The sequence below is a fragment of the Coleofasciculus sp. F4-SAH-05 genome (assembly GCF_040222985.1).
Taxonomy (GTDB): Bacteria; Cyanobacteriota; Cyanobacteriia; order Cyanobacteriales; family Coleofasciculaceae; genus Coleofasciculus; species Coleofasciculus chthonoplastes.
This window is the reverse complement of the sequence record NZ_JAVKBY010000211.1, coordinates 1-5,342: the sequence shown is the minus strand read 5'-3', so window position 1 is coordinate 5,342 and position 5,342 is coordinate 1. Positions and strand designations below refer to the sequence as shown.

Sequence of the window (5,342 nt, the reverse complement as noted above, 5' to 3'; positions counted from 1 at the left end):
CAAGCATAGTGGAATGAACCGAACTTGAAAGCCTTGTGAAACAAGGCTTTCAGGATTGTTAAGAAAGATGCGAGTAAGGGATAGCCTACAAGAGGGGGGAGGAGAGAGGATGTTTCACTTTTGTTGCATGGGGGAGGAGAGAGGATGTTTCACTTTTTTGGCACGGGGGATGACAGAGGATGCTTCGCTTTTTTGGCACGGGAGAGGGGAGCAAGAAGGAAGGTATTTCTCGATGTGATGCCAGAAGCTTCTTTATTCCCCTTCTCCCTCGATGGGAGAAGGGGTTAGGGGATGAGGGTGAAAAGCTTGCCAGTCGTGTTTTGGCGCTTAAGTTGACACGGGTGACCGACGTGCGCCCAGTTTAATTGTCAAGTTTATTCCATTATTTTACCAATATACCAGGTGGGCAATGCCCACCCTACGAGTTATGTGACTTCAATGCTGATTGAAAACGCTCAATCCCATAAATAAACAACAAAACCCGCCCTGATTCAACAGCCTTCTGATTACGGTTTAATTAAATTCCGCTCAAATTTGCGATAACGGGCAATCCGTTTTGCCCGATCTAATGGCGGATATAAAATTAACGTGGCTAAAGAAAAACCTGTGCCTAAAATTGCTCCCAAAACCATACCATTAACTACCCCTAACTTTAAAGCCATTCCTAAACTAATTCCCAAGGCGGCGGATAAGACAGAAACCCCAAACGCCAACCCTTGACTAAACCCCCGTTGTACACAACTTTGGGCAACACCTTCTCCTTCAAACGCCGCCATAAATACTACCGCATCCACCGCCGCAAATGCCGCAATTGCCATATCCGTCGCTCGGAATTGAGCGCCAAATCGTGCCACAAGTATCGCCGCGACGCCCGCAAAAAAAACAGCCGCTACGGTATCTAGGGCTTTCACCTTGACCCCAAAGCGCGATCGCACCTTTGCCATCCCCTGACTAATCCACCCAGACGTAATCGCCGCCACGAGTCCCAATCCCGCCACTAACACCGAAATGAAAACTGCGATCGCCACACCGACTGTGCCACTATGACTCACAATACCATCCCATGCCATTGTTTCCACCCAGGTGGCGGCGGCGGCAAAGAAAATCAATAATCCTACCGAAAAATAGGGTAATTTCTTCGCTGGAATCGGCACAGGTGCTGTCTTCAGTTTTAGGGTTAAGCTTTGGGTTTCCCCGCCGATATGCGCCAAGCCAAAATCAACCAGGTAGACATTCAACTCATCATCAACTAGGATATTTTCCGGTTTAATATCCCGATGACTAATCGGCGGAATGCGATTTTGTAAATAAATGAGAATATTGAGTAATGAAACAGCAATTTGCTTAATCTCAGCGGGATCAAAACTACGCCGTACCGCTAAAGACGCGGCTTTTTTATAATCCTGGACTAAACAAAACCCCGTTTCAGTTTGAAACGAATCCAAATAATGGGGAATTCCTGGATGATTCAAGCCGCGTAGCACTTGAATTTCCCGTTCGATGGCGTCATAATCTGACCAATGTGCCTCACGTTGGGCAAACTGAAACTGTTTAATCACAACAGGTTCTTTCAGCGTTCCCTTTGACGTCAGGGGCGGAATTGGCACCGCTAGGTAGGTGACTCTCCCACCGGCACGATTATGACCTAATTCTCGAACAACCCTGAAACCGTGGCTGGATAAGTCTGGAAAATTACTCATGAGGTAAGTCAAACGTCAAAATTCTCCGGGAACTAGTGCAAGAAAGCAGAAATAACTGAACAGCTAATATCTCCCCCAGCTTCCCCAGCTCCCTCTGCTCCCCCTGCTTCATCGTATCTACGAAGCGGCTCTTGTATTTTTGCCGCGCTGCACTAGGGGGGGATCAGTCTTATCCAAGCAGTATTGACACCAATCTTTGTTATAGACACCGAATAAGATGTACGGTGTCTAGATGCTTACCTGGTATTGTATCGCGTCGTTATCGGAGCAGAGGGGCAATGGTACATTTTTCCTGACTTCTCCAATAACCAACGCTACAGTGAATCCCCAGAGGTAATGTTTTGATCAAGTAGGGTGAAGGTTCCGCTCTAATCGATCTTGACTTGCAACCGTGGGACTCAAGCCAAGCGTTGATGGCAATACCCGAACCCCAACTGATAAACGCTAACCGCCGAATCCCCAAGAAATCAGGAATGAATCGCTTCTTTCTGAAAGGATTTACCCTTAATCTTCCTGGTTTTTGCAACATTCAGCGGTTTCTGTTCCATTGTTGTTAGCGCACTGTCTGGCACGAACAGCCAGAGATTCTAAACGATCAGCCAAGTCGTCTAAGTTATAACAATTGTACTGGTTATACCAAAAGATAAATGCGCTTATTTGAGCAAATAAGGTATATATTTCATTCCGTCCCACTGTTTTCTAATCCTCCTCTCTTAACTCTGGTGGAAGTCCCAGCCAATCAGCGTTAGAGTTTGAAATTCGGTAAGCCCTGACCTCATTTTCCAGTCTGGCTATTTTTTTGTCTTGATTTTCCAGTTTATCTAAAATGGCGCAGTGAAAATGCCCTAATCGCTTTTCCACTTCAACTTGTTGCTTGATGTTTTTTGACAAACGGTCTAAAATCATCCAGAAACCTTGGAAGAATGCACCCGCGATGCCACAAATGGCGACTATCTCAGTAACAGACATAAAACCCTCGATTTAGTATAGAGGTGCAAAAGTAAAACAATTTTAATCTTGACACCTCCTGTTATCTTGGTTCAACAGTTGACGGACTTGTCGTTTGCTGTCTTGTAGTCGAGCCTCTCTACCTTAATGTAGATGGTATGGTTAAATAACTTGATTTTTCGACCACACTATCAACGTTAATAACTGGCTCGTTTGTCAGTACTAAGTTGTCCGATACCTTTACCACAGAGAAATACTCAACACTGAAGAATGGTTCTTCAAAGACAGCCCCAACAGGAAAAGTTATGGTAAGTTCTGCATTGTAGTTGCCTGTTAAAGTACCTCCTACATTTGAAAAATTTACACTGGAATTGTTCGCACTACAAAATGACTGAAAATTTAAATCGGCTGTAATTCGTTTTGCTTCAATTGTGCCTATTATTCTTACGTTTGAACTTTGCATAAAGAACATTTTGCCTGCATCACTTTCTATCAATATGTCCTCAAAAGACACTCGATTAGAATTGACACAGACTATTGGAACACTTCCTAAAGAACTATAAAAGTGAAGATTCTTGTAGGCAATTGAACTGGTTTCATTAAACAGACACCGATTGAACTGGCTGGTTATATTGCTACTGTCAATAATCGGTTTGTTTCCATTCGCGTCGTTGACTCCGATTATCTCTATTCCAATATCTGGTAGTCTTTTGGCGTGAATAGTTGTTTCATGCCTACCAGGATTAACGTAGATTTTGATGACTCCAGCATTCCCATCTACAAGGTTTAATTCAGACCAGTTCGAGTGGTTTGCGTATTTTCGCAGCAAACTAAAGACCCAGGCAAAAGTCTTGAACGGGGTATTAAAGTCTTCATCGTCAACGCCTAGTAGGTCAATATAAACGTCTAGCGAGGTGTTTTCTACAATAGAATTTGTACTATTGTCTTGGCTTGACTGCCAAACCCACTGATTGTCAAAGTAATCAAAGTTTAGTTTGGTCAGGCTGTCGGGTTCTATTCTGACGCTTCCTTGAATTGGGAAATTCGTTGGAGCTATTGTGAATTTTGTTTGGGACCCCCGATTATCAATAATCAGTTCCCCTGTTGTTGCCGCAAAATCAGAAATTGTCAAAGACAATGGAAGGACTTTTAGTGTTTCAGCTTCCTCTACTACGTCAAAGGCTTTTATGTAGCCGCGTAGCTCTCGCTTATTATTACCTTGCCATGTTGCCGTTCTTGCCGCAGTGTCAACGGCAATGGGTTCATATTTTTTGTCCAAAAACAGCCCCCCTTCTAGGTCTTGCGAGAAAAGTGTTCTAGTTGTCGGTTCCGCCATGGTTTTTATGCCTCTATCCTAAATATTTTGTTGATTGGCATTGGTAGAACTCCATTGACAAAATGGATTCTCCCCAAAGTATCGATACGGAAAGTAGCAAAATTATCCCCATCAAGGGATTGATAGATTTCCTCTCTTATCGGGAAAACACCATCGGGTAATTGCCCAATAACTTCATCAGGAGTGGCGTTGTCTTTACTGACGATTCCCCTAAGTTCGGCAAACTTCCCACTTTTTTCTAATCCGGATTGAGTTACAGTCCACTCACTAACCCAAACCGGGACTAAAGTTGTGTCGTTTGGGTCTTGCTCGTCTATCAATAGATCCAATTTTTCGTTTGCCTGGATCAGCCTAGTATCATCGCTCCATAGATCGGACCCGGTGTATTCATAAACAATTAGTTGGATGTCATCGAGCCAGTAAGGGGGGTGGATTGAGATCGAATAATCTCGCTCAATCTCTGGGAACATCACGAGATTGAATCGATTTAACCAGAGGCGTCGCTCATGCTCCATTTGCGCCTGGGGAACGGAGCCACCTGCAATGCCAACCTGGAAAGCTTGGCGCAATATTCCAGCATAGCGCCATTTCTCAGGGGCTGATGGAGACTCGCAGAATAGGCAAATGATATGTGACTGTAGTAAACGAAGTATGCGGTCTGCCTATAGGTTGTGCCATTTCGGGTTATGAGCGATTGACCGCCGTCAACGATGGTTACTTGAATATCAGGGTTATTCACCTGATTCTCTGGAGTCAAATACTCCTTTGCTTTGAGAAAGAAGCTGACGAATAATGACTCCCCAGTGTTTGTCTCGGTTGCCGTTAAGCCAACCGAATTCAAGTCAGACTTGTCTATTGTCCAAGTTGTTAAGTTTTGCGTAGAATTTGTTCCGGCTACTTGACCGAGTGTCGGTTCTGCCATGTTAGAGAATCTTCGTTTGTGGACAAGAAGATTCTCGCCTCTGCCATTACCAAAATGAAATCCACCTTTTAGATAAAAGGTGTATCATAGAAAAATCGTCAGAAACGTTGCTATGAGAGAGTTCCAGGTGATTCTTAAATTGAAAGGTGCAGGACTAATGCACCTTTCAGTTCTCCCTCTACTAAAAGGTGAAGCGAAGGATTAAACTAATTTTATGCCTAAATGCAATGGATTTGGTCAATCTGAATTTTTCAGTCGAGCTGATCTATCAAAGCTTATCGCCCAGTACACAAACGCTACGGTGTACACACAAGTGGAGTCTGAGCAAGTTTCCACCCCAGGAAAAGCGACTCAAACTTCCGCAAACCCTTGACGAGAGTGGGCATTCCTGGAGGACGTTGGGAACGATAACCCGACCATCCTCCCAGGCGTGCAA

General features: G+C 44.2%; 6 protein-coding genes. 1 reads left to right on the top strand and 5 read right to left on the bottom strand.

The features are described 5' to 3' along the window. Nucleotides 1-179: 179 nt before the first annotated feature. Complete coding sequence (locus RIG27_RS25420) at nucleotides 180-365, top strand: hypothetical protein (protein WP_446349841.1); 186 nt, start codon at nucleotides 180-182, stop codon at nucleotides 363-365. 141 nt (nucleotides 366-506) lie between these two features. Here RIG27_RS25420 and RIG27_RS25415 read toward each other — a convergent pair whose 3' ends face one another. The 5 genes from RIG27_RS25415 to RIG27_RS25395 form a co-directional block, all read right to left on the bottom strand. Beyond that, nucleotides 507-1,700, bottom strand: a complete 1,194-nt coding sequence (locus tag RIG27_RS25415) for a protein kinase family protein (protein WP_446349839.1) — start codon at nucleotides 1,698-1,700, stop codon at nucleotides 507-509. Nucleotides 1,701-2,399: 699 nt separating this feature from the next. Next, complete coding sequence (locus RIG27_RS25410; RefSeq protein ID WP_446349837.1) at nucleotides 2,400-2,669, bottom strand: hypothetical protein; 270 nt, start codon at nucleotides 2,667-2,669, stop codon at nucleotides 2,400-2,402. 118 nt (nucleotides 2,670-2,787) lie between these two features. Next, nucleotides 2,788-3,984 (bottom strand): hypothetical protein, encoded by a 1,197-nt coding sequence (locus RIG27_RS25405; RefSeq protein WP_446349836.1) that lies wholly within the window; start codon nucleotides 3,982-3,984, stop codon nucleotides 2,788-2,790. A 5-nt stretch (nucleotides 3,985-3,989) separates the two neighbouring features. After that, a complete protein-coding gene (locus RIG27_RS25400; protein ID WP_446349834.1) occupies nucleotides 3,990-4,313 on the bottom strand; it encodes a hypothetical protein in 324 nt (107 codons plus the stop codon). 158 nt (nucleotides 4,314-4,471) lie between these two features. Beyond that, complete coding sequence (locus RIG27_RS25395) at nucleotides 4,472-4,906, bottom strand: hypothetical protein (RefSeq protein WP_446349832.1); 435 nt, start codon at nucleotides 4,904-4,906, stop codon at nucleotides 4,472-4,474. Between the last annotated feature and the right edge of the window lie 436 nt (nucleotides 4,907-5,342).